Genomic DNA, 22,438 nt, shown 5'->3' on the forward strand with positions numbered 1-22,438 from the left:
GCGTGACCGCAGCCGCGGGCACGCCCCGCCGCCGGGCCGTGCTGGCCACGTTGATGGCGGGGACGCTGCTGGCTCCCCTGAACTCCTCGATGGTGGCCGTGGCGCTCGTGCCGGTGCAGCGGCACTACGGCACCGGACTCGCGTCGGTGACCTGGATCGTGACGGCGTTCTACCTGACCGCGTGCGTCGCCCAGCCGGTGATGGGGCGGATCGCCGACGCCGCCGGTCCGCGCCGGGTGTTCATGGGCGGGATGGCGGTGGCGGCGCTGGCCGCCGCCGCGGCCCCGTTCTCCCCGACGCTGGGCGCGCTGGTGGCGTGCAGGGCGTTGCAGGCCGTGGGCGGGGCCACCGCCTTCCCCTGCGCGATGGTCATGCTCAGGCGGCCGGGGTTCGGCGGCGGGCGCGCGCTGACCGGCATCGCCGCGGTCAACACGATCAGCGGTGCCGTGGGCCCGGTCCTCGGCGGCGTCCTGGTCGCGGCCGGCGGCTGGACGTGGATCTTCTGGGTCAATCTGCCGCTGACGGCCGCCGCGCTGGTGTCCGCGGCCCTGCTGTTCGACCGGGACGCCCGATCGGCGGGACGCCCGTCCTCCGGACGCCCGTCGCGGCGGCGGGCGCTCGGCGGCATCGACGCGCCGGGCATCGCGCTCTTCGCGGCGGCGGTGGTCGGCCTGCTGGACATGATGCTGACGCTGCCCACGGGCGGGTTCCTCCGGGGGCTGCTCCTGTTCGCCGTCGCGACGGCGCTGTTCGTCGTCTGGGAACTCCGCGCCCGGACGCCGTTCATCGACCTGCGCGCGCTCGCCGGAGCCGGCGGTCTGACCGGGGTCTACGTGCTGTTCATCCTGTTCAATCTCGCCTACTACGGGGCCTTCTACGGACTGCCGCACTGGTTCCAGGAGACGCGGCATTTCACCACCGGCCAGGCGGGCCTGCTGATACTCCCCATCGCGGCGACGGGCGCCCTGGTGACCGTGCTCGCCCCCGCCCTCCTGCGCCGGGTCCGGCTGCGGCACGCGCTGATGGCCGGATCGCTGACGCTGGTGGCCGGGCTCGGCGGGATCATCGCGTTCACGCCCGGCACCCCCGTGGCGCTGCTGGTCGCGGACGGCGTCCTGCTGGGACTGCCGTACGGCCTGTGCAATCTGGGGCTCCAGTGGCTGATGCACGAGCGCGCCCCGGACCGCCTGGCGGGCGTCGCGGGCGGCCTCTTCCAGTCGTGCCGCTACCTCGGGGCGATCGCGGCGGTCGGGCTCGTCGGGGCGCTGGCGCCCCGGTCCCCGGACGCCCCGGCCGGAATCACCGACCTCGGGATCGCGATGACCGCCACCGCCGTCGTGCTGTGCGCGGTGATGGCCGCCGACCTGCGCCGCCACCGGGACGGACGAGAAGCACCAGGCTCGGGCCGCCCTTTCGAGATAGACTCAAACCCACGACTCGCGCAGGCCGATACTCGGTCCTCTGCCTCGGAGGTGGACCATGCCTGAGGGCAATGGGCCGAACAAGTCCGTCTCCAGCCGCGTCTTCTCCCTCCTCAACGCCTTCACCCTGCAGCAGCCGTCGATGCGGCTCGTGCAGCTCAGCCAGGCCACGGGCCTGCCGGTGTCCACCGTCCACCGGATGGTCACCGAGCTGGTCGACCTCGGCGCCCTCGAGCGCGAGAAGGACGGCGCGTACCGCATCGGCCTGCGCCTGTGGGAGCTGGGCTCGCTGTGCCCCCGGCCCACCACCCTCCGCGACGTCTCACTGCCCTTCATGCACGACCTGTACGAGGCGACGTCCGAGAACGTGCAACTGGCCGTCCTGGACGGGGGAGAGGCGCTCTACATCGAACGCGTCTGGGGCAGGCGCTCGGTGCCCGTCGCCTCCCGTGTGGGCGGCCGGCTGCCCCTGTACGCGACGGGCGTGGGCAAGGTGCTCCTCGGCTACGCGAACCCCGGCTTCCAGGAGTCCGTGCTGCGCGCCGGAATGCGCCGGTACACCCCGCACACGGTCATCATGCCGGGGCTCCTCATGCGCTCCCTCCGCGACGTCCGCAGCTCGGGCATCGCCCGGTGCGTCGAGGAGATGACCCTGGGCACCGTGTCCGTCGCGGCGCCGATCTTCGACCGGGACCGGCAGGTCGTGGCGGCGCTGTCGGTCGTCATGCACTCCCGGGCGCGGTCCCTGTCGACCGTCGAGCCCGCGCTGCGGGTGGCGGCGATGTCCATCTCCCGGGAACTGGCGAAGAACCACTACCGGGCCGGGGACGAGTCAGAGGTCCCGGTGGCCGAGAAGCTGCCGCGCGTTGGCTGAGCCCACCCGGGCCCGGTCGGCGGGGCCGATCGCCAGCGCGTCCAGGGTGGCGGCGGGTTCGGTGTCGGCCAGCTCGAAGGGGTAGTCGGTGCCGAGCAGGACGCGGTCGGCGCCGAAGTCCTCGATCAGCCGCTCCAGGAGGCGCGCGGAGAACGTCGCCGTGTCGAGGTACAGGCGGCCCAGGTAGGCGCTGGGCGGCAGCGGCACGGTGCGGGCGACGGCCTTGCGGTGCCAGCCGAGGTCGAGACGGCCCTCCAGGGCCGGCAGGCAGCCGCCCCCGTGCGCCAGGCACAGGGTGAGGGCGTGCCGTTCCAGCACCCCGCCGAAGATCAGGCGGCTGGCCGCCAGCGCCGTCTCCGCGGGGTAGCCGACCAGCTGGGGCAGCCAGTACGCGTGCAGCCTGGCGCCACCGGACACGGCGTTGGGGTGCAGGAACACGAACGTGCGGCGTTCCGCCAGCAGCTCCCACAGCGGCTCGTGGACGGGGTCGTCGAGCTCGCGGCCCGCGCCGTGCGAGCCGATCGCGATGCCCGCGCAGCCGAGTTCGTCCAGGCACCGCCGGGCCTCCTCGACGCTCTCGGGGACGCCCAGCGGGACCGTGCCGAGGGGGAGGAGCCGCCCGCCGCCCCGGGCCGTGAAGGCCGCCAGCGCGTCGTTCCCGCGGGCGACGACCTCGCGGGCGAGGCCGGTGTCGGCGGCGCCGGAGCAGGTGACGAACGGGGGCAGCGAGACCGCCTGCCGCCACACGCCCATGCGGTCCATGTCCGCCAAGCGGTGGTCGACGTCGTACTGGGAGCGGTGCAGCGGGATGGGCGTGCCCTCCGCGACCCCTGAGACCTCGGGGGCCAGCCGCACCGTCCCGGTCTCGACCTCGGTCACGTCCGCCAGCCCTTGACCGGCCAGCCAGTCCAGCAGGGCGGTGGGCGTCGCGTGGCTGTGCACGTCGATCAGCCCGCCGGTCTCCTCGGCCGTCATGCGGTTCCGCCGTCCTGTCCGTCGAGTACGTTCTCGAGCCGGTTGAGGTAGTGGAGGTAGCCGTGCTCGTCCATCCGGCACACGTCGCCGGTTCGCAGCCACCCGTCGCGGAAGGGCTGGTCCGCGTCGTGCCGTCCCTGGTAGCCGTCCATCACGGCCGGGCCCTTGACGCACAGCTCTCCGGCCTCGCCCGCCGGGCAGGGTGCGCCCGACCGGTCCTGGATCTGGACGGTCATGCCGGCGTAGGGCAGCCCCAGGGACGAGCCGCGACCCGCCACCCCGGACACGTGATCGTGCGGCGCGAGCAGGGCGATGGTCTTGGGGCATTCCACCTGGCCGAAGATCCCGCACAGCACCTGCCCGAACAGCGCGTGCGCCCGGTCGATCTCCGCGGGCGCGAGCGTGGCGCCGCTGTAGATCATCAGGTCGACCGTGCTCCAGTCGACCCGGTCCGCGCCCGGATGCGCCAGGACCGACCGCAGCGCGGGCGGCATCATCAGGAGGACGTTCGGACGGTGCGCGGCCGCGGCGGCCAGGAAGCCGTCAGCGGTGAAGGTCTCCAGCATGACGAACGTCCCGCCGCGCACCAGCGTCGGCACCACCATGCTGCCGAACCCGCCCGCGACCGGCTCCGCGCAGAGCACGCGCGGCGCCGCCGGCCAGTCCGCCTGGGCCAGGTTCATCAGGGCGACCGAGCACAGCGCGCCGCTGGACAGCAGGACCGCCTTCGCCGTGCCGGTGGTCGTGCCGGAGGTGTAGCCCAGGCGGACGACCGCGGACGGCGGGGCGGGATCGCCCAGCCCGCACGGCGGCTGCTCCCCGGCCATGCGCCCGAGCTCGCGCCACCCCTCCAGCTCGCCGTCCGAGACCCAGACGACCTCCTCGCCGAGGGCGCCCCATCCGGCGATCTCGGCCGCGCGCGAGGCGTCCACGACCACCAGCGCCGGCGCGGCGGCCGCCAGCCGGTCGCGGAGCACCGCCGCGGGCAGCCCCTGGAGCGGCAGGCAGGCCGAGCGGAACCCGGCCAGGTAGCACGCCGCGGTCACCAGCCACTGCGCCGGACGGTTCCGCGTGATCTGCGCGACCGTGTCGCCCGGCCGGAGCCCGGCCTCCTCCATCGCCCGGCGGAGGCGGGCGACGGTGTCCGCGACCTGCGCGTAGGTGAGCCGCTCGGGGCCGCAGACGAGCGCCTCCCGGCCGGGGAACCTGCGCAGCGCCGTGATGAGCGCGCCGCCGATGGACCCGACGGCCGCCTCGGCGGCGGTCACAGCCGCTCGTCCGGCATGACGGTCCCGCAGGCCTTGCACGTCCGGGCCTCGACGCTGCCGTAGAAGCGCGCGTAGGCGCCGGCGACCGGATCGACCCGGTAGTCGGCGATGTGGACGCTCTCCTCGTGCAGGAACCCGCCGCAGCCCGGGCAGAACCAGCGGAACCGGTCGAGCTCGCCTGGACGGCGGAGCCGCTCGATCACCAGGACGAACGCGTCCGGCGGGAACCGCGGGGAGTGCGCCACCCCGGTCGGGGTGAAGATCGACGACCCCTCCGGGATCACCGCGACCCCCTCCGACCCGTCGGGCTCGCGGTAGTGCAGGTTCATCGAGCCCCGGATCATGTACATGACCTCGTCGCTCGGGTTGAGATGGAACTCGCTGCGGTACTCGCGCCCGCGCGCGATGAAGGCCAGCGACTCGCTGTCCTGCCACAGCACCTTCACGCGGCGTCCCGACTCGGCGAGTTCGCGCGCGACGCCGTCGAGATCGATGATCGGCATCTGGCTGGGAAGCATGATCGTTCTCCGTGCGGTGGTCAGCCGGTGGCGGTCAGCTCGCCGTGGCGGTCGAAGACGACGTCCCCGCCGGCGATGGTCAGGTCGGCGCCGAGGCCGAGCAGGGCCTCGGGGTCCTCGGCGAGCGGATCCCCGTCCAGGACCACGAGGTCGGCCAGGCTCCCGGCCGTCAGGGCGCCCTTGACGCCCTCCTCGCCCGTGTGGGCGGCGCCCGAGGTGGTGTAGAGGCGCAGGGCCTCCTCGCGTCCGATCGCCTGGCCGGGGCCGTTGGGCCGCCCCTGCCGGTCCTTGCGCGTCACCATGGCGTAGAGGTTCTGGAAGGGGTTCAGATCGTTGATGGGGTAGTCGGTCCCGGCCGCCACGCGGGCGAGGCCCATGATGTCGATCATGGAGCGCAGCGGCACGGCCTCCTCGGCGCGGCGCGGGCCCATCCGCTCGGCGATGGCGTCGCGGTTCCTCCACAGGAACGGGGTCTGGGGCGCGACCAGCACGTCCAGGTCGCGCGCCCGCTTCATCTGGTCCGCCTGCATGAGGCTGGCGTGGATCAGGATGTCGGGCCCGGGCCCGGTGCCGCCGGCCAGGCCGTCGCCCTCGCGTGCGCGGGCGAAGACGTCCAGCGCCAGGTCGATGGCCGCGTCGCCCACCGTGTGGATGCCCGTGCGCCACCCGGCGCGGCGTGCCCGGGACACGAGCCCGGCCAGCCGCTCACCGTCGACGAGGAGGTCGCCGGCGTAGGGGCCGTCCGGCTTGTGCGGCTCCCGCGTGGCGGCCGTGCCCAAGGTCATGCCGCCGTCGATCAGCAGCTTGACCCCCAGTTCGCGCAGCCACGTCCCGTCGCCGTACCGCCTCGGACCGCCCCCGACCAGGCCCTCCCACTCCTCGAACGGCACCGAGGGGATCAGCTCGCCCGACGGCAGCACCATGGCTGCGACCCTCACGGTCGACAGGCCCCGCTCGGCGAGACGGGCCAGGACCTCCACGTCCCGGCGCGGCAGGGCGCCCGCGACGACGGAGGTGATCCCCCAGGAGTTCAGCGCCCGCATCGCCGCCGCGAGCTGGTGCTCGCGCTGCTCCGGCGTCCACTCGGGGACGACCCGCGCCACCAGGTTCTGGGCCTCCTCCCACAGGTAGCCGGAGAGCCTGCCGGTGCCGGGATCGCGGCCCAGCGTGCCGCCGTCGGGGTCGGGGGTGTCCTCGTCGATGCCCGCCAGGCGCAGGGCCGCGCTGTTGACGCACGTGCTGTGCCCCATCGGCAGGTAGACGGGCCGCCCGTCCCCGGCGGCGTCGAGTTCGGCGCGCGTGGGGACTCGGCCCTCGCGCAGTTGCAGGACGGGGTTCCACACCTGCCCGCGCACCCAGGCGCCGGCGTCCAGCGAGTCCGCCATCGCGCGCACCCGCCGCAGCGCCTCGTCCATGGTGCCCGCGCCGCGGAAGGAGACGGTGTCGCCGTCCATGCCGGCCTGCTCGAAGTGGCAGTGGGTGTCGATCAAGCCGGGCAGGACGGTCCTGCCCCGCAGGTCCAGCACCCGCGCGCCGCCGCGCGCCGCCCGCCGGACCTCTTCCTCGTCACCGACCGCCCCCACCGCGCCGCCCCGGACCAGGAGCGCGGCCGCGACCGAGCCGTCCCGGTCCAGGGTCAGCACCCTCCCGTTGACCAGGAGCAGATCCCGCGGATCATCGGGCATGGCGGTCATCCGCCCGTCACGGCCGCGACGCACTCGACCTCGACGAGAACGCCGTCGCGGTGCGGAGTCGCGATCACCGTCGTGCGGGCCGGGAAATGCGGATTCTTCTCGAAGAAGCGGCGGTACACGCCGTTGAACGCCGGGAAGTACTCGGCGGAGCGCAGATAGCAGTTGCACTTGAGAATGCTCTCCCTGCTGCCGCCGGCCGCCTCCACCACGGCGAGCAGATTGCGCAGGGTCTGTTCGGCCTGCTCCTCGAAGACGTCGGAGACGATCGTGCGGGTCTCCGGATCGAGCGGACCCGTGCCCGAGCAGTAGATGGTGTCACCGTGGACGACGGCCTGCGAGAGCGGCGCCGCCGTGCCCGTGGAGAAACCGACCGTGGGCGCACTTCGCGTCGTTACAGGACGAATGCTCATGTCAACTCCTCGATAAAGATGGACCCCGGCAAAAGGTGGACCGCGAGCCGGTCAGGCCGGGTCGATCCGCATGACCACGGCCTTGGGCTCGGTGAAGAACTCGCGGCTGTAGGCGCCGCCCTCGCGGCCGACACCGGAGTCGCCCGCCCCGCCGAACGGCGCGCGCAGATCGCGTACGAAAAAGCAGTTCGTCCAGACGGTCCCCACGCGAAGCGCCCGCGAGACCCGGTGCGCGCGGGACAGGTCCTTGGTGAAGAGCATCGCGTTCAACCCGTACGGAGTGTCGTTGGCCGCTTGGACCGCACCATTCTCGTCGTCGAAGGGGAGGACGACCACCACGGGGCCGAAGATCTCCTCCTGGGTGACGCGGTCGCGCTGCCCGGCCCCGACGATCACGCTCGGGAGCACCGTCCAGCCGGGGCCCCGGCCGCCGGTGAGGACCCGCGCGCCGTCCCGGACGGCGAGGTCCAGGTACCCGGTCACCTTCTCGTGGTGCTCCCGCGAGGACAGCGGGCCGATCCGCGTCGCCTCGTCCCTGGGATCCCCGACGACCAGCGCCTCGGCGGCGGCGCGGAAGCGGTCCAGGAACTCCTGGTAGATGTCCCGCTGGACGTACAGCCTGCTCCCGGCCAGGCAGACCTGGCCGCTGTTGGTGTAGACGGCCTTGATCGACCACTCCACCGCCTGGTCCAGATCGGCGTCGGCGAAGACGATGTTGGCGCCCTTGCCGCCCATCTCCAGGCTGAGCGGGGTGAGGTTGCGCGCCGCCGCCGCCGAGATGGCCCGCCCGGTGTTCGACTCGCCGGTGAACGTGATCCTGTCGACGCCCGGTGACTCGGTCAGCGCCTGCCCCACGGAACCGGGTCCGTACCCGTGCACCACGTTGAACACGCCCGGGGGGATCCCGGCCTCCAGGGCGAGGCGGGCGAGCAGGGTCGCCGACGCGGGGCTCTGCTCCGCCGGCTTGAGGACGACCGTGTTGCCCCACGCCAGAGCGGGCGCGACCTTCCAGGACGCCAGCATGAGCGGGAAGTTCCACGGCGCGATCGCCGCGACCACGCCCGCCGGGCCGTACTGGGCGAAGGCGTGGTAACCCGACGCCATGGGGAACGCCTCGGCCGCCGTGATCGCGGCGTGGTCGGCGAAGAAGCGGAAGTTCTGGGCCGCCCTCGGGACGTCGTGGCCGCGGGTCTCGGAGATCGGCTTGCCCATGTCGGCGGTGTCGGCGAGCGCGAGGGCCTCCGCGTTGGCCTCGATGAGGTCGGCGAGGCGGTGCAGGACCTCCGCGCGCTCCGGATAGCCCATCTCCGGCCAGGGCCCCTCGTCGAACGCGGTCCTGGCGGCGGCGACCGCCCGGTCCGCGTCGGCGGCCGACCCGAGGGCCACCGTGGCCCACGGCTCGCGCTCACCAGGGTCCACCGACTGGAAAGTGGCGCCATCGACGGACGGGACCTCGTGCCCGCCGACGATGTGCCCGAATGACTCCACCATGTCCTCCCGCGCTGGTCTGCTCGACTGGACCCACTGTCACCGCGCGGCGCCGAGCCCATCAACGATGGACTTCCACTCACCGGGAATCGCCCGGCCGGTGGTTCGCCGAGCCGCCCGCGAGCCGGTTCCGCGGCGCCTCCCAGGCGATTCCCACTGACCGGGAACGGCGCCTTGCCCGGCCGGACGGGCTCGGCGGAGGTTGATCCCCGATCTCGGAATCGGGGAGGAAAGCGTGGACGAAGGACGACGGGAAGAATTCGCGCGGGCGCTGCTGCGCGCCCACGCCGGCGGCAGCCCCGCGCCACCGCCGGCGGCCTCTGGCGAAAGCGTGAGCGAAGTGGACGCCTACGCCGTCCAGCGCGAGCTGGTGCGGCACTGGGAGCGGCAGGGGGCGACCGTCCGCGGCTGGAAGATCGCCGCGGGACCCGAGGGCGGGCCGGCGTACGGCCATCTCATGTCCACGGTGTTCCACCCGGAGTCGCGGCCGGTCCAAGCCGGCGGATACCTCGCCCCCCAGGTCGCGCCCGGGATCGCGTTCGTCCTCGGACGGCCGCTCCAGGGCCCCGGCCTGAACGTCGCGGACGTCTCGTCGGCGATCGCGCACGCCCTGCCCGCCCTGGAGATCCGCGATTCGCGGCTGGAGGACGGCGAGGGCCGCCGCCCCGAGGACGAGATCGCCGACAATGCCTCGGCGGGCGGCCTCGTCCTGGGATCGCGGCAGGTGCCCCTCACCGCTTTCCAGCCGCGCCTGGAAGGCTGCGTCCTGTACCAGGGCGGGCGGATCGCCGCGACCGGAGCGGGCGCCGCCGTGCACGGGTCGCCCCTCAACGCCGTCACCTGGCTGGCCAACGCTCTCGGAGACGCCGGCACGGCCCTGCCCGCGGGCTCGGTCGTCTTCTCCGGGCCCCTCACCCCCGCCGTCCGGGCCGGGGGCGGCCAGACGGTCACGGCCGCCTTCACCCGCCTCGGCGTCGTCACCGTGCATCTCGCCGGTCCGAGGGCCTGAGCGGGCCGGACCCGCCCGCGATCACCTGTAGCACCCACCACGACCGATGGAGGCGAACGAGCCATGGAATGGACCGTCCCGGCGGCGGCGCACCGGCTTCTGGACGCGGAGAACCGGCGCGAGCACCTCGCCCGCTTCACCGACGACTGGGCCGAGCTGGACCTCGAACTGGCGTACCGGATCCAGGACGAGACACTCGCCCGCCGGCTCATGAGGGGCGAGCACATCGTCGGCGTCAAGCTCGGCCTGACCTCCCGGGCCAAGCAGGAGCGGATGGGCGTCGACTCCCCGCTCACGGCGTGGCTGACGGACGCGATGGTCCTCGGCGGCGGTGTTCCCGTCCCGCTGGACTCCCTCATCCATCCACGGGTCGAGCCGGAGATCGTGTTCGTGCTGGGCGAGCCCCTGGCGGGTCCGGGGGTGACCGCCACCCGGGCGCTGGCCGCGGTCGAGTCCGTGCACGCCGGCATCGAGGTCATCGACAGCAGGTACACCGGCTTCCGCTTCAGGCTGGCCGACGTGGTCGCCGACAACGCCTCCTCCGGACGGGTCGTCGCCGGGAGCCTCGCGCTGCAGCCCCGCGGGCTGGACCTGGCCCTGGAACCCTGCGTGCTGCACGTCAACGGCGAGGTCGTGCACACGGCGACCGGCGCCGCCGTCCAGGGGCACCCGGCGGAGGCGCTGGCCCTGGCGGCCAACACCCTGGCCTCCAGGGGCATCACCCTGGAGGCCGGGTGGTGCGTCTACACCGGTGGCCTCACCGACGCGGTCCCGCTGGGCGCCGGTGACCACATCGTGGCGGAGTTCGGGCATCTGGGCGCGGTGACCGTCACCGGCGAATGAGCAGGGGGCCGCCGCGCGACCGGGCCGCCGGGGGGCGTCACGTCCCCCGGACGGCCGCCGACCACGCCGACCAGTGCCGGCGGAACTCCTCCGAGCGGACGGCGTCGAGCTGATGCCCGATCTCCGCCTCCAGCGCCGCGTCGAAGTCCGTGGTCAGGGCGTCCCGGATGAGCGTCTTGGTCGCGGCGGCGATGCGCGGGACCGCGGCGGCGATCGCGGCGGCCTTCTCCAGGGCGGCGCCGAGGGGATCGGCCGCGATCTCCGTCAGCATGCCCCGGCGCAGCGCCTCCTCGGCGGCGACCTTGCGGCCGGTCACCGCGACGTCGATCGCCGCGGAGGGCCCGATCGTCCGGGCCAGCAGCCAGGACACCCCGAAGTCGGGCACCAGCGCCATCCTGATGAACGGCGCCGCGAACACCGCCCCGCCGCCGCCCACGCGGATGTCGCAGGCCAGCGCCAGGGCGAGCCCCGCGCCGACCGCGGGCCCGCCGACCGCGGCGATGGTGATCTTCGGGGAGCCCAGCAGCCGCGACGCCGACGCGAACTCGCGGGCCATGCGGGCGGCGGCCTGCTCCGGCGACTCGCCGCTCATGTCCCCGATGACGGCGAGGTCCCCTCCGGCGCAGAAGGCCCCGCCGCGCCCGGAGAGCACGATGACGCGCACCTCGTCCCGGCCGTTCAACTGCCCCAGGACGGCCGGGAGGCCGTCCAGGAGGGCGCGGTCCAGCGCGTTGCGGCGATGCGGGCGGTCGATCTCCACCAGGGCCACGCCCGGACCGGGAAACGACACGACCAGGCCGGGGACGTCGGGAATGGCGCGCGGATCCGCGCCGGATTCGCGATTCGTTTCGCTCATGCCGGCGACTTTGGCACGCGGGCGTTCCGGCGGCCACCGGCCATTCTCACTGAATGGAAAACGCGGATAAGGGCGCCGCGCCCGGTTGCCGTACCCTTTGAGGGCCATCATGGCTCGTGAGACGGAGGACGCATGGACTATTCGGAGGCGAGCCGTCCGGTCGCCGCGCAGCTGGCCGGAAAGACCGCCATCGTGACGGGCGCCGCGTCCGGGATCGGGCGCGAGACCGCGGTGCTGTTCGCCGCCCGCGGCGCCCGGGTGCTCGCGGTCGACCTGGACGCCGCCGGACTGGAATCCCTCGGCGAGCAGGCCCGCGACCTGGGGCTCGACATCGCCGGCCACGTCCAGGACCTGACGGCGGAGGGCGCGGCGGAGCGGGTGTTCGAGGCGTGCTCCACGCGGTTCGGCACGCCGGACGTGCTCGCGAACATCGCCGGGAAGGCGGGCGACGGCCCTGCCGGGTCCACCACCGACGAGGATTTCGACTTCTTCGTCTCGATGAATCTGACGACCGCGTTCCGCATGTCGCGGCAGGCCGTTCTGCAATTCGGAGAGGCGGGCGGATCCATCATCAACACCTCATCGGCTTTCGGGGTCGTGGGCGTCGGCGGATCGGCTCCCTATTCGGCGGCGAAAGGCGCCGTCAGCAGCCTCACCCGGCAGATGGCGGCCGATTACGGTCCCCGGAACATTCGCGTGAACGCGGTCGCGCCGGGCCTGGTCGAGACTCCGGCCACCGCCGAGCGGATCCGCGCCGGCCTGTTCGACGACATGGTGACGCGGTCCCGTCCGATCCCGCGGGTCGGCCTGCCCCGCGACATCGCCAACGCCTTCGCGTTCCTGGCCTCCGACGACGCCTCGTTCATCACCGGCGTGACCCTGCCCGTCTGCGGCGGGTGGAGCACCACCCGGTTCCGCGCCCGATGAGAACCGCCGGGCGGCCTTCCCGATGCGAGCCTGATCAGGGAGGGCCGCCCGGCGCGGCGCCGGTCCGGGCCTCAGCCCGCCTGGACGAGCAGATCGGCCAGTTCGCCGGGCAGCGACGCGAACGGCGCATGACCGGTGTCCAGGCTCACCTGCCGGAACGTGGTGCCCGGGGTCAGTTCGTCCGCGTCATGGATCAGCCGGTCCTGGAGCGCCAAAGGCAGCGCCCGGTCCCGCAGGCATCGCACGAACGTCCGCGGCACGCGGCCCCAGCCGTCCGCCGTCGCGCCCACCTGCCCGGTCAGGAAATCGATCGGCTGATCCGGGGTGAGCGCGTGCGCGTACGCCAGGAACTCCTCGGCGGGCACGCCGGTGTAGTAGCTCGCCTGGAGTTCCTCCAGATAGGCCCTGTCCGTTGACCTCGGGTTGATCCGAACGGCACCGGTCTCGCCGGGATCGCCCAGGTAGAGGCCGCCGCCCGAGGCTCCGGACGCCTCCGGCAGCGCCAGGTACGCGCCGGCGCTCCCCAGCAGCGTCGGCACGTACGCCGACACGTACACCACGTGGTCGACCAGGTGCGCGGCCTCCTGCACCGCGCGCGTGGCGACCGCGCCCCCCATGCTGTGCGCGACCAGGACGACGCGCTCCCGCCCGGCCCGTCGCCGCAGCGCCTCCAGCGCCGCGACGACCGCGTCGGCGGTCGCCTGCAGGGTCACGTTCCTGATCGGTGAAGGGGCGCGTTCCAGATCCCGCTGGTCCTTGTCGAAATAGGACGCGGGGAAGCGCGCCGACATGCCGTGGCCCGGAAGATCCGGGGCGTGGACGTCGTGCCCCCGTCCCGTCAGGATCTCGGCGAGCCGGCCCCAGTGCGCCCCGCCGTGCCAGGCGCCGTGCACCAGCAAGAACCGGATCGGCATGCCGCCGCCTCCCTCTTCCCTATCTCCCATACGCGTCGCCGTCTTCCTTTTCTTCTTCGCCGTCGGCGGCCTTCTCGCGAGCGTCGGCGGCCTTCTCCGCCATGGTGACGCCGCCGGAGCTCCAGTGCGCAGGGGGGATCTCCCGTATCAGCACCCGGACGGACTCCGGCGGTGCGCCGAGAACCTCCACGGTCGTCTCGTGCAGTGCGCGCATGAGCCGCCGGAGATCTCCTTCCGAGCGCCCGGCGAGCAACGACACGTCGATGATGGGCATCAAGGCATCCTTGGGAATCGAGAGCGTGGTGTACGCCCCGGCACCGCGGCCGGAGCGCACACCACCCGTGAGATGGGTCAGGTCAGGGTTCCGGCGCTCTCGCCCTCGCGCGCGTCCGGTTCCTCCTCCTCGCCGACGCGGGACAGGTCGGTGCCCCGTGTCTCGGGAAGGGTGAAGACCAGGATGACCGAGCCGATCGCCATGGCGATGACCGGGTACCACAGGGCCGTCGTGAGGCTTCCGGCCTCGGTGCCGATCGCGACCATCGTGGCCGGCAGGAAGCCGCCGAACAACCCCACGCCCACCTGGTAGGGGAGGGACATCGCGGTGGCGCGGATGCGGGTGGGGAACACCTCCGCCATCGTGACCGCCGCGGGCCCCTGGGCCATCTGCGCGTAGGCCACGAGGAGGAGCAGCAGCCCGGCGACGGTGAGCACGGGCCAGGACAGGAAGTCGGTGACGGAGTCCACCTTGATCGCGGCGCCCTCGGCCGGATAGCCCGCCTTCTGGATGGCCGCGGCGAGGTCCTTCTCCAGCGTGGGACCCGCCGTGATCGTCTCGCCGTCGACCACGATCTCGGTGGCGCCGCGGGTGTCCTCCCGCTGGAACTCGACGGAGTTGCCCTGCAGGACCTCGCGCGCCCGGTCGCAGGCGGAGGTGTAGTCCGCGGTCCCCGCGGGGTTGAACTGGAAGGAGCAGTCGTCGGGGTTGGCCCGGATGGTGACCGCGACGTCGTCCTGAGCCGCGGCGAGGGTGGGATTGGCCGCGTTCGTGAGGCCGCCGAAGACCGGGAAGACGGTGACGACCGCCAGGACCAGGCCCGTGATCATGACCTTCCGCCTGCCGATGCGGTCCGACAGCCAGCTGAAGAAGACGCACAGGAAGAAGCCCAGCAGGAAGACGACCATGAAGACGGCGCTCACGGTGCGCGAGTCGAGCTGGAAGCCGGTCCGCATGGTCGTGAGCACGTACACGGTCGACAGGTAGCCGATGAACGACTGCGTGGCGGCCATGACGAACACGACGACGATCATCCGGCGGTGCCGCCGGTCCCGGAACGCCTCGCGCAGCGGGGCCTTGGAGTGGGTCCCCTCTTCCTTCATCTTGAGGAACAGGGGGCTCTCGTGCAGCTTGAGGCGGATCCAGACCGACAGGGCGAGCGGGATGACGGAGATGATGAACGGGATCCGCCAGCCCCACGCGTCGAACGCCTCGACGCCGACCGCCGCCTGCACGGCGAGCTGGGCGGCGAGCGACAGGCTGAAGGCGAGCGCGGTCGTCCCGGTGAGCCAGCCCACGTAGAAGCCGCGCTGATCATTGGGGGCGTACTCGGACACGTAGGTGACCGCCGCGCCGAACTCGCCGCTCACCGCCAGCCCCTGCGCGATCCGGCAGATCAGGAGCAGCGCCGGCGCCAGGACGCCGATCTCCTCGGAGGTCGGCAGCAGCCCGACCGCGACCGTGGACACCCCCATGATGATCAGCGTCAGGAGGAACACGGCCTTGCGCCCGACCAGGTCCCCCAGCCGTGCGAAGATCACCGCGCCCAGCGGGCGGACGAGGAAGCCGACGGCGAAGGTGAGGAGCGCGAAGACCGTCTGCGCCGCCTCGCCGTACTCGCCGAAGAACTTGCTGCCGATCACGGGGACCAGCGAGCCGTACAGGAAGAAGTCGTACCACTCGAACGCCGTCCCGACCGAGGACGCCGCGACGACCCTGAGTTCCTCTTTTTTCATTGCGTCTCCCTGAGAGACCGGGTGGCCCTTCACCGGTCGATTGATGGGGACACGCTAGGAGGGGTGGTGAGGCAGGTCACGTGCCGAATCCCGCTCAGCGGGAACGGCGCCGGGCCGCGGTCGCGGAGCCGGTCACGCCAGGTCGTAGAGCAGGCGGTAGTAGGCGATGCGCTCCGGGTCGGGGACGATCCCGTACGCGTCGTACAGGACGCCGTCGAAGCCCGGGCCGTAGTCCCAGCCCAGGCTCCAGGTCGCGACCGCCAGGTCGGCCCACCTGTCGGCCACCCCGAGCGACCCCAGGTCGACGTGCGCGGCGAAGGCGCCGTCGTCGTGGAGCAGGGTGTTGGGGGTGCAGGCGTCCCCGTGGCAGACCACGAGACGGTCGATGGCGGGCGGGTCGCCGAGCCGCGCGCGGGCCTCGTCGAGGCCGAGGTGCCGGTGCTCGGGGGACCACTCGGCCGGCCCCTCGCCCTCGGCGACGCGCTCGTCGGCGCGTACGAGCCGCCGCTCGACGCTCCAGTCGAACGGGCACGATTCCGGCGGAAGGGCGTCGTGGAGCAGCCGCAGCCCGCGGCCGATCGCGGCCGCCGCGGTCGCGGGCGCGTCCTTCCAGCGGGGCTCCACCGCCGATCGGCCGGGGACGGCCGCGGTGACCAGCCACGCGCCCTCGGCGTCGGTGCCGTGGTCGACGACCGGCGGGACGCGCGCCCAGCGCCGTGCCCAGGCCAGCCGCTCGGCTTCGCCGGGCAGGTCGATCTCGGGGGTGCCGGCGGCGACCCACTTGACGTATCGGGTGCCTTCGCCGTCGTTCTCGAGGCGGAAGGTCAGGCCGCCGAGCTCGTTGCGCCACACCGGCGTGACGGTGGCGTCTCCGGCGAGCGCCGTGACCACGTCGGGGACGGGCACCGGCCCGGTCGGAACCTCGGAGAAGGCGGGGCGGCTGGTCATAGGATCACGACCCTGCCAGGGTACGCGCCTGCCGACAAAGTGTTTTCCGGGTGGTTTGACCTTGTCGCGACGTCACAGTTTTCACTGGACATGTCCGACGCAGCCACCGAGGAAGGCCTCAGCCATGTCCGCCACCGATCCGACCCTGCCGTTCGAAAGGCCCGGCCCTCTGCGGCCGCCTCCGGCGTACGCGCGACTGCGCGCCGACGCGCCGGTCGCCCGGGTGGTCACCCCGGAAGGACAGAGGGCGTGGCTGGTCACGTCCTACGACGACGCGGTGGGGGTGCTGACCGACACGCGGTTCAGGCTGGCGCCGCCGGGCCTGGAGTCCACGGGCAACGACACGCTGTTCCAGGACGGCGATTCCCACACGCGGCTGCGCCGGCTCGTCTCCAAGGCGTTCACCCCGAGGGCGATCACGGCGATGCGTCCCCACATCGAGCGCCTGGCGGACGAGCAGGTCGCCGCCTTCGCCGCCGCGGGGCCGCCCGCGGACCTGGTCGCGGGACTCGCCGCCCCGCTGGCGACCCAGGTGATCGGTGACCTGCTCGGCGTGGCGATCGAGGAGCGCGACCGCTTCGAGACGCTGGTCGAGGTGCTCTCCGGCGACTTCACCGCCGACGAGGAGGCGGCGGCCGCCGCGGCGCAGGCCTGGGACGACCTGACCCGGTACGCGGCCGACCTGGTCGCCGCGAAACGCCGTGTGCTCGGGGACGACCTGCTCAGCGCCCTGATCGGGGTGCGGGACGCGCAGGACGGGCGGCTCGGCGACGGCGAGCTGATCGGCATGGTGATCTCGATCATCGCGGCGGGCCACCAGACCTCGCGCAACGCCATCTCCGTCGGCGTGATCCAGCTCGTCACCGAGGACCGGCTGGACGGGCTCGCCGACTCGCCCGAACTGGACGCGGTCGTGGAGGAGGTGCTGCGGCGCCTGGCCGGTCTGATCGCCGAGCCGTTCCCGCGCTGGGCCCACGAGAAGGCCGACCTGGGAGGCGCGTCGATCGAGCCGGGCGACCTGGTGCTGGTCCGGCTGGAGGCCGCCAACCACGACCCCCGGCGCTTCGCCGACCCGGACCGCTTCACACCCGGCCGCGACTCCGCCGGCGCGCACGTGTCGTTCGGGCGGGGGCCGCACCACTGCCTCGGCGCGTCCCTCGCCCGGATCGAGCTCACCGCCGCGTTCAGCGCTCTCGCCCGGCGGCTGCCCGGCCTCCGGCTGCGGGGCGACGTCGAGGACCTGGTCTGGGTCCGCGGTCAGACCGACGCCGGCCCCACGGCCGTCCCCGTCACGTGGTGAGCCCCAGGCTCGGCCGACGATCCGAGGCGTCCGCGAGTGCGGCCTGGTTGTCGGCCGCCCACCGTGCCAGCTGGACCAGCGGCCCGTTGGCGAACGACTCGCCCAGCGGGGAGAGCCGGTAGACGGCGGCCTGCGCCGACGATCGCCCGGTCTCGGGGGCCCGGGCGACGAGCCCTCGCGCCTGGAGGCGCCGCAGAGCCTGCGTCAGGACCTTGTCGCTGACGCCCGCGATGCGCACGAGCAGTTCCTTGCGGCGGGTGGGCCCCAGGCGCAGCGCCGACAGCACGACGGGATCCCAGGCGTGGCTGATGAGTTCGGCCGCCACGCGCACGTGGCAGTCGGACACGAATGTCTGGCACGGACCTTCGATCACGCGGTCCATTCTCCCATCCGGCCGCCTACCGAACGGTAGGAAGGGCGTCCGTAGCGTCCCGGGGAGCACGTTTCGGAACGAGGGAGAGCACTGTGAACATTGGAATCCTGGGGACGGGGAACCTCGCGGTGACGCTCGGCCGGGCCTGGGCCCCCGCCGGCGATCCGTTGCTGGTGACGGGGCGCGACCCGGCGCGCGCCCGCCGGGCCGCCGACCAGATCGGACCGGCGGCCGAGGCCGTCGACCCGGCCGGCTTCGCGGGCCGGGCCGACGTGGTCGTGGTCGCGGTCGCCTGGAGCGGACTGGAGGACGCCGTCTCGCTCATCGGCGGCACCCGGGGGACGCTGGCCGGCACGACCGTGATCGACTGCACCAACCCGGTCGACTTCGCCACGGGCGAGGTGCTGCCCCGGTCGGGGTCCGCCGCCGAAGTGGTGGCGCTCGCCGCTCCCGGTGCCCACGTGGTCAAGGCGCTCCACCTGTTCGCCGGGGCGTCGTGGCCGTACGCGGGACCCGCGGAGACGGCGCCGGTCGTCGCGATCAGCGGCGACGACCAGGGCGCGCTCGACCTCACCGCCGTGCTGATCGGCAAGCTCGGCGCCAGGACCGCCGTCGTCGGAGGACTCGCCGGCTCCCGGCAGCTGGAGGAGGCCGCCGGCTTCGTCACGAGGGTCGTCGCGGCGGGGCACAACCCGAGGTTCGCCGTGCCCGACGTCGACCCGGCGCTCGTCGCGGCGGCACGAGCGGCCAAGGACTGATCCCACCGGCCGGAGAGGGGCCGTGACGTCGAGGTCACGGCCCCGTCCCGTTCATCCTTGGGCGAGCCGAAGCCAGTGCTGGGCCTCGGCCGCTCGCCCCTGCCCGTCCAGGAGCTGGCTGAGCCTGCCCATGGCGTCACGGTCTCCCGCCTCCGCCAGCCGCTGATAGCAGGACTCGGCCTCCTGCGACCGTCCCATCTTCTCCAGCAGGTTCGCCAGGTTGTACATGGCGTCATCGTGGCCGCCCTCCGCGGCCCGGCGGTACCACCGCTCGGCTTCCTCACGCCGTCCCTTGGTCTGCAGCAGGATGGCCAGGTTGTACATGACGTCGACGTCCTGGGAGGACAGCGCGCGCCGGTACCACTCCTCCGCCTCGTCCAGCCGCCCCGTCTGCTTCAGCGTCAGCGCCAGCTCGTTGGCCGCGCCGACGCTTCCGGTGAACGCGGCGCGGCGCAGCCACCGCTCGGCGTCCTCCGGCCGCCCGATGCGCTTGAGCAGGCGCCCGAGCATGCACATGGCGTCGCTGTCGCCACGGCGCGCGTCACGCCGGTGGAGCTCCTCGGCCTCGGCGGTCCGCCCCATATGCTCCATGAGCGAAGCGTTGTTGTGCGCTCTGCGCACATGGTCGGCCCGCTGCCTCAGCTCGCGGCTCTCCGCTCCCGGCCCCTGCTCGTCCAGCAGGGCCGCCAGGTTGTCCATGGCCGCCGTGTCACCGCCATCGGCCGCCGCTCTGAACCAGTCCACGGCCGACGCGGTCTCGCCGATCTCGGCCTGAATCCGCCCGACTCCGTTGCAGGCGTGCGGGTTACCGCCTTCGGCGGATCTCACCAGCCACTCCAGCGCCTGATCGGTACGACCCGTTCGCGCGTACAGCACGCCCAGGTTGAACGGGGCGTCGGCGTCACCGCCGTTGACCCCGCGGACCAGCCAGTGCTCGGCCTCCTCCAGGCGATCCGCCTCGGTGAGCACGATCCCCAGGTCCGTCATCGCCCCGACCTCGCCGGCCTCGGCGCGCTCGCGGAGGCCGGAGAGGTCCGCGTCCTGTTCGGACAGCTCGCTCAGCTGGGCGAGGGCCTCGGCGTGGCCGGTCTCCGCGGCACGGCGCCACAGCAGCTCCGCCTCCTTGACCCGTCCCACCTCCTTGCAGAGCAGGCCCAGGTTGTAGAGGGCGTTGACCTCGCCCGCGCCTGCGGCCCGCCGGTACCACTCCTCGGCGTCCACGTTCCGGCGCTGCCGCTTGAACAGGATGCCCAGATTGTTCATGGCGCCGGCGTCGCCCGCCGCCGCCGCGCGGCGCCACCACTGCTCCGCCTCGTGGACGCGCCCCGCCTCCGCGAGCTTGACGCCCAGGTTGTCCATCGCCACCGGATTCCCCGCGTCCGCGGCCCGCCGGTACCACTCCTCGGCCTCGGCCTGCCGCCCCGCCCCGCTGAACAGGACGCCGAGCTCGTTCATCGCGGCCGGGTCGCCGGCCTCCGCGCGCCGGTGCAGGTCGTCGTACTCGCCGTCCATCGGGGGCATCGCACTCCCTGGGTCGGGCCGCGCAAGCGGCGAACCGTCCCTTCCGACTCTGAGGCATCGCCCCGGCACCACCAAGACCCCGGTGTGATCGTTCTGATCCGGGGGCCGCCATCAGGACCCCGCGCCGTCCGCCGGCCGCGCCCCGGGGGTCACGAGGTTGACCCGCCGCCGGCCGTCCAGCAGCACCCCGCACGGCATGTCCAGGAGCACGGCGGCCTTCCCGCCGACGATCGTGGTCGCGGTGGACCGGGGGTCCCAGCGCGTCCACGCTCCGCCCGGCGCCGCCGAAGAGGCCGCCCAGACCTGCTGGTCGTTCCCGATGACCGAGACAAGAAAGCCCGAAGGGCTCGTGGCATCGGGCACGGTCCCGATACCGCCGCGGATGCGCGCGTCGCCCGGACGCCCGTGCGCCGTCCAGCTCGAAGTTCCGAACCGCGCCCATCGGCAGCTCCACACCTGCCCGCTCGGTGAGCCGACGACCACGATGTCCAAGGCCATGGCGTCGGGCGGCTCCGTCACGACCTCGACACCGATCCCGGCGATGACCTTCTCGTCCGGGGCCGGGGTGCCCAGGTCGCTCCACTCGGTCGAGTCGACGTCCGTGACGTGGATCCAGAGGTGCCCGTCCCCGGTGATCACGGCGGCCGCGGGCACCAGTCCCTCCGCGCTCAGGGGCGTGGCCGCGCCCACGGCCCGGAAGATCAGCTGACCCGGCGGCGCGCCGAGATCGCTCCAGCGCCAGAAGCCGGCGGACCCGGCGTGCAGCCAGAGCCGCCCGTCGTCGGCCATCACGTGCACGGTCGGGCCGTGGTCCATATCGGTGTTGATCGGCGCCACGCCGCTCTTGACCGACCTGCCGGTGGGTGCGCCATGGTCGACCCAGGTCCACTCGACCCCGTCGACCGCCCTCGCCCACAGATGCCCATCGCTGCCGACCACGAAAGCCCGAGACGGCTCCGGGTCGAAGTCGGTCAGAGGGTAGACCCCGACACTCTCGGCGATGGTGACGCCGGCCGCGGGCACGCCGTGCGAGGTCCAGGAAGAGGACGAGGGGAAGAAGCCGTCGACAGGGTTTCCCCACTGCTCGCAGCTCCACAGCGCACCGTGCTCGTCGACGACGTACGCCACGGCCAGGCGGTCCCCGCTACTCCCGGCGACGCCCGGGGGCCCGTTATGAGCCCCGACGACCGAGACCACCGAACCGGGGCAGCCGTGCTTCTCCCACCGCACGCCGGTGTCGTCCGATTCGAACGTCCACAGATCGGACTCCCAGGACACGCCGGTGGCCCACACGCGTCGCCGCCCGTCCGGTGCGGTGATGTCGAAGGCGGCCGTCGGGTCGACGACGGCGACGTCTTGCGGTGTGGTTCCCAGGTTCGTCCAGCCGCCGGTCAGCGAGCGCGTCCAGATGCCGTGGCCCGCGCGGGCCACGATGACGGGCTCGTCGCCGGGCCTGGGATCCGGGCCCTTCGCCGCGACCACGGCCGCCGCGAGTTCGTCCGGAACGGGCGGCCGCAGGAGATTGCCCCACCGCCAGCTCCGGCCCGAGCCGATGACCATGCCGACGTTGCCGGTGAGCGTCTGCCGGACGATGGCGCACGCCTGGAGCCGGCCGCCGCCGTCTCGAATGCTGGTCGCCGAGAGTCCTTCGATGCTCAGTCCGACGCCCGGACCCGGGCCGCCCAGATCGATCCAGGTCCAGAGGGAGTTCTCGAGAACGGCGACCCGGAGGCGGGACGCGGAGCTCTCGGGGTCTTGGGCCACGGCGAAGATATGCGGTTGCGGCTCCTGCTCGGGCGCGACGGACGCGAACGCCGTCGCGAGTTCCACGGCGATCGCGTTGTCTTCGTCCGACGCGATCCGGAGCCAGGCGACGCCGGGTTGGATGCCCTGGCGTATCCATGGCCGTCCTGAAGCGCTGCTGACCACGAGCATGTGCCGGAGTTCCGCGCCGTCGCGCGACGTGCTGACGGCGATGTCGCCACAGTCCGCGTAGAACGGCAGGCCCTCGTCCAGGTGCGGGCCGTCGAGGCCGATCCACGGTGTGGCCGCCGTCCCCGGCCGGTGCAGCCAGACCCGGAAGTCGTCGCCGACCGCGATCGGTGTGCTCGCGGTCGACCCCTCGACGGCGAGCAGGGCGGTGTCGAGCACTTCGAGCGCGCCGGGCGGGGTTCCGATGCGCTCCCAGCGCCACCCGGCCTCCTGGCGCCTGCGCAGGTAGAGATGGCCGCCCGCGGTACCGACGGCGATGGTGGCGCCGTCGCCGGCCGGCCGCGCCCAGGTCACCTCGCCCGGACTCCCGAACCCCGTCCATGCGGCGGGTGCCATCAG

At 73.2% G+C, this 22,438-nt stretch carries 21 protein-coding genes; 7 read left to right on the top strand and 14 right to left on the bottom strand.

Features of this window, described 5'->3' with window-relative positions; genetic code table 11:
- Positions 1–2 precede the first annotated feature (2 nt).
- Both ACZ466_RS46100 and ACZ466_RS46105 read left to right on the top strand, forming a co-directional pair.
- Positions 3–1,487 (top strand): MFS transporter, encoded by a 1,485-nt coding sequence (locus ACZ466_RS46100; RefSeq protein WP_378279281.1) that lies wholly within the window; start codon positions 3–5, stop codon positions 1,485–1,487.
- Entirely contained in the window at positions 1,480–2,295 is an 816-nt protein-coding gene (locus tag ACZ466_RS46105) for an IclR family transcriptional regulator (RefSeq protein WP_378279283.1), read from the top strand. The genes ACZ466_RS46100 and ACZ466_RS46105 overlap by 8 nt, the downstream gene beginning before the upstream one ends.
- On the opposite strand, the gene ACZ466_RS46110 is transcribed toward ACZ466_RS46105, so the two are convergent.
- From ACZ466_RS46110 to ACZ466_RS46135, 6 genes are read right to left on the bottom strand one after another with little or no spacing between them, the layout of a single operon-like run.
- Complete coding sequence (locus tag ACZ466_RS46110) at positions 2,254–3,270, bottom strand: amidohydrolase family protein (RefSeq protein ID WP_378279285.1); 1,017 nt, start codon at positions 3,268–3,270, stop codon at positions 2,254–2,256. The genes ACZ466_RS46105 and ACZ466_RS46110 overlap by 42 nt on opposite strands.
- Positions 3,267–4,538, bottom strand: a complete 1,272-nt coding sequence (locus tag ACZ466_RS46115) for an AMP-binding protein (protein WP_378279287.1) — start codon at positions 4,536–4,538, stop codon at positions 3,267–3,269. Before ACZ466_RS46115 ends, ACZ466_RS46110 begins: the two co-directional genes overlap by 4 nt.
- Positions 4,535–5,056 carry a 3-hydroxyanthranilate 3,4-dioxygenase gene (locus tag ACZ466_RS46120; RefSeq protein WP_378279289.1) on the bottom strand — a complete coding sequence of 174 codons (522 nt, stop codon included), beginning with the start codon at positions 5,054–5,056 and terminating at the stop codon, positions 4,535–4,537. The genes ACZ466_RS46115 and ACZ466_RS46120 overlap by 4 nt, the downstream gene beginning before the upstream one ends.
- Positions 5,057–5,076: 20 nt before the next feature.
- The gene (locus tag ACZ466_RS46125) at positions 5,077–6,741 is read right to left on the bottom strand and encodes an amidohydrolase (RefSeq protein WP_378279291.1); all 1,665 of its coding nucleotides are present in this window, start codon (positions 6,739–6,741) and stop codon (positions 5,077–5,079) included.
- Between the two features lie 5 nt (positions 6,742–6,746).
- Positions 6,747–7,160: a RidA family protein gene (locus ACZ466_RS46130; protein ID WP_378279293.1), complete on the bottom strand. Its 414-nt coding sequence runs from the start codon at positions 7,158–7,160 to the stop codon at positions 6,747–6,749.
- A gap of 51 nt (positions 7,161–7,211) precedes the next feature.
- Positions 7,212–8,651, bottom strand: coding sequence for an aldehyde dehydrogenase (locus ACZ466_RS46135; protein ID WP_378279295.1), 1,440 nt, complete (start codon positions 8,649–8,651; stop codon positions 7,212–7,214).
- 232 nt (positions 8,652–8,883) lie between these two features.
- Between ACZ466_RS46135 and ACZ466_RS46140 the strand changes: the two genes are divergently transcribed.
- Together ACZ466_RS46140 and ACZ466_RS46145 are read left to right on the top strand one after the other, a co-directional pair.
- On the top strand, positions 8,884–9,657 hold the full coding sequence (locus ACZ466_RS46140) for a 2-keto-4-pentenoate hydratase (RefSeq protein ID WP_378279297.1): 774 nt from the start codon (positions 8,884–8,886) through the stop codon (positions 9,655–9,657).
- Between the two features lie 63 nt (positions 9,658–9,720).
- The gene (locus ACZ466_RS46145; RefSeq protein ID WP_378279299.1) at positions 9,721–10,500 is read left to right on the top strand and encodes a 2-keto-4-pentenoate hydratase; all 780 of its coding nucleotides are present in this window, start codon (positions 9,721–9,723) and stop codon (positions 10,498–10,500) included.
- 37 nt (positions 10,501–10,537) lie between these two features.
- Here the strand turns inward: ACZ466_RS46145 and ACZ466_RS46150 are convergent, their stop codons facing one another.
- Positions 10,538–11,356: an enoyl-CoA hydratase/isomerase family protein gene (locus tag ACZ466_RS46150; protein WP_378279301.1), complete on the bottom strand. Its 819-nt coding sequence runs from the start codon at positions 11,354–11,356 to the stop codon at positions 10,538–10,540.
- Between the two features lie 132 nt (positions 11,357–11,488).
- Here ACZ466_RS46150 and ACZ466_RS46155 point away from each other — a divergent pair, with 132 nt between their 5' ends.
- Positions 11,489–12,283: an SDR family NAD(P)-dependent oxidoreductase gene (locus tag ACZ466_RS46155; protein ID WP_378279303.1), complete on the top strand. Its 795-nt coding sequence runs from the start codon at positions 11,489–11,491 to the stop codon at positions 12,281–12,283.
- 71 nt (positions 12,284–12,354) lie between these two features.
- On the opposite strand, the gene ACZ466_RS46160 is transcribed toward ACZ466_RS46155, so the two are convergent.
- From ACZ466_RS46160 to ACZ466_RS46175, 4 genes are all read right to left on the bottom strand, one after another.
- Positions 12,355–13,197 carry an alpha/beta hydrolase gene (locus ACZ466_RS46160; protein WP_378279305.1) on the bottom strand — a complete coding sequence of 281 codons (843 nt, stop codon included), beginning with the start codon at positions 13,195–13,197 and terminating at the stop codon, positions 12,355–12,357.
- Positions 13,198–13,216: 19 nt separating this feature from the next.
- Positions 13,217–13,471, bottom strand: coding sequence for a tautomerase family protein (locus ACZ466_RS46165; protein ID WP_378279307.1), 255 nt, complete (start codon positions 13,469–13,471; stop codon positions 13,217–13,219).
- A gap of 77 nt (positions 13,472–13,548) precedes the next feature.
- Entirely contained in the window at positions 13,549–15,207 is a 1,659-nt protein-coding gene (locus ACZ466_RS46170) for an MFS transporter (RefSeq protein ID WP_378279309.1), read from the bottom strand.
- 132 nt (positions 15,208–15,339) lie between these two features.
- A complete protein-coding gene (locus tag ACZ466_RS46175; RefSeq protein ID WP_378279310.1) occupies positions 15,340–16,155 on the bottom strand; it encodes an aminoglycoside 3'-phosphotransferase in 816 nt (271 codons plus the stop codon).
- Between the two features lie 124 nt (positions 16,156–16,279).
- Here ACZ466_RS46175 and ACZ466_RS46180 point away from each other — a divergent pair, with 124 nt between their 5' ends.
- Positions 16,280–17,455, top strand: a complete 1,176-nt coding sequence (locus tag ACZ466_RS46180) for a cytochrome P450 (RefSeq protein ID WP_378279312.1) — start codon at positions 16,280–16,282, stop codon at positions 17,453–17,455.
- Here ACZ466_RS46180 and ACZ466_RS46185 read toward each other — a convergent pair.
- Positions 17,445–17,828: a winged helix-turn-helix transcriptional regulator gene (locus ACZ466_RS46185; protein WP_378279314.1), complete on the bottom strand. Its 384-nt coding sequence runs from the start codon at positions 17,826–17,828 to the stop codon at positions 17,445–17,447. The two genes, ACZ466_RS46180 and ACZ466_RS46185, sit on opposite strands and share 11 nt — an antisense overlap.
- 92 nt (positions 17,829–17,920) lie before the next feature.
- Between ACZ466_RS46185 and ACZ466_RS46190 the strand changes: the two genes are divergently transcribed.
- Positions 17,921–18,586, top strand: a complete 666-nt coding sequence (locus ACZ466_RS46190; protein ID WP_378279316.1) for an NADPH-dependent F420 reductase — start codon at positions 17,921–17,923, stop codon at positions 18,584–18,586.
- 51 nt (positions 18,587–18,637) lie between these two features.
- Here ACZ466_RS46190 and ACZ466_RS46195 read toward each other — a convergent pair whose 3' ends face one another.
- Both ACZ466_RS46195 and ACZ466_RS46200 read right to left on the bottom strand, forming a co-directional pair.
- Entirely contained in the window at positions 18,638–20,107 is a 1,470-nt protein-coding gene (locus ACZ466_RS46195; protein ID WP_378279318.1) for a tetratricopeptide repeat protein, read from the bottom strand.
- A 111-nt stretch (positions 20,108–20,218) separates the two neighbouring features.
- Positions 20,219–22,435 carry a hypothetical protein gene (locus ACZ466_RS46200; protein WP_378279319.1) on the bottom strand — a complete coding sequence of 739 codons (2,217 nt, stop codon included), beginning with the start codon at positions 22,433–22,435 and terminating at the stop codon, positions 20,219–20,221.
- Between the last annotated feature and the right edge of the window lie 3 nt (positions 22,436–22,438).

This window comes from Actinomadura rugatobispora, from assembly GCF_055379765.1.

Excerpts from the sequence above, each read along its gene's own strand:
- ACZ466_RS46200 (WP_378279319.1), bottom strand. The coding sequence starts at position 22,435 with ATGGCACCCGCCGCATGGACGGGGTTCGGGAGTCCGGGCGAGGTGACC.
- ACZ466_RS46120 (WP_378279289.1), bottom strand. The coding sequence starts at position 5,056 with ATGCTTCCCAGCCAGATGCCGATCATCGATCTCGACGGCGTCGCGCGC.
- ACZ466_RS46155 (WP_378279303.1), top strand. The coding sequence starts at position 11,489 with ATGGACTATTCGGAGGCGAGCCGTCCGGTCGCCGCGCAGCTGGCCGGA.
- ACZ466_RS46125 (WP_378279291.1), bottom strand. The coding sequence starts at position 6,741 with ATGCCCGATGATCCGCGGGATCTGCTCCTGGTCAACGGGAGGGTGCTG.
- ACZ466_RS46110 (WP_378279285.1), bottom strand. The coding sequence starts at position 3,270 with ATGACGGCCGAGGAGACCGGCGGGCTGATCGACGTGCACAGCCACGCG.
- ACZ466_RS46160 (WP_378279305.1), bottom strand. The coding sequence starts at position 13,197 with ATGCCGATCCGGTTCTTGCTGGTGCACGGCGCCTGGCACGGCGGGGCG.
- ACZ466_RS46150 (WP_378279301.1), bottom strand. The coding sequence starts at position 11,356 with ATGAGCGAAACGAATCGCGAATCCGGCGCGGATCCGCGCGCCATTCCC.
- ACZ466_RS46170 (WP_378279309.1), bottom strand. The coding sequence starts at position 15,207 with ATGAAAAAAGAGGAACTCAGGGTCGTCGCGGCGTCCTCGGTCGGGACG.
- ACZ466_RS46165 (WP_378279307.1), bottom strand. The coding sequence starts at position 13,471 with ATGCCCATCATCGACGTGTCGTTGCTCGCCGGGCGCTCGGAAGGAGAT.
- ACZ466_RS46105 (WP_378279283.1), top strand. The coding sequence starts at position 1,480 with ATGCCTGAGGGCAATGGGCCGAACAAGTCCGTCTCCAGCCGCGTCTTC.
- ACZ466_RS46135 (WP_378279295.1), bottom strand. The coding sequence starts at position 8,651 with ATGGTGGAGTCATTCGGGCACATCGTCGGCGGGCACGAGGTCCCGTCC.
- ACZ466_RS46195 (WP_378279318.1), bottom strand. The coding sequence starts at position 20,107 with ATGCCCCCGATGGACGGCGAGTACGACGACCTGCACCGGCGCGCGGAG.
- ACZ466_RS46175 (WP_378279310.1), bottom strand. The coding sequence starts at position 16,155 with ATGACCAGCCGCCCCGCCTTCTCCGAGGTTCCGACCGGGCCGGTGCCC.
- ACZ466_RS46180 (WP_378279312.1), top strand. The coding sequence starts at position 16,280 with ATGTCCGCCACCGATCCGACCCTGCCGTTCGAAAGGCCCGGCCCTCTG.
- ACZ466_RS46145 (WP_378279299.1), top strand. The coding sequence starts at position 9,721 with ATGGAATGGACCGTCCCGGCGGCGGCGCACCGGCTTCTGGACGCGGAG.
- ACZ466_RS46130 (WP_378279293.1), bottom strand. The coding sequence starts at position 7,160 with ATGAGCATTCGTCCTGTAACGACGCGAAGTGCGCCCACGGTCGGTTTC.